Raw genomic sequence first — 241 nt, forward strand, 5'->3', positions numbered from 1 at the left:
CTGGGCTGTTCAATCCAATCGGTAAAGTATTGCTGCCACACCCGCAGCGGCTGGCGCCACTGGGCGTTGGTGGCCATAATATTGCCGCTGCAATAGCTGTAACCGCACTGAGCCAGGCCGTCGCAGACAAAGGCTGCCAGCTGCTGAAAATAAGCATCGTGTTGCGCCGGATCAAAGCTGTTATCCAGCACCAGAGCATTGTCCTGATCGGTGACAATAAGCTGCTCGTCACGCGCCATAG

General features: G+C 56.0%; 1 protein-coding gene. It reads right to left on the reverse strand.

Translation table 11 applies throughout. From position 1 onward, the window contains the following. The coding region (locus R0J87_RS24085) for a DUF294 nucleotidyltransferase-like domain-containing protein (protein WP_498889563.1) at nt 1-241 on the reverse strand (241 nt) is incomplete at both ends.

This window comes from Halomonas sp. SIMBA_159 (assembly GCF_046536035.1).
GTDB lineage: Bacteria > Pseudomonadota > Gammaproteobacteria > Pseudomonadales > Halomonadaceae > Vreelandella > Vreelandella venusta_A.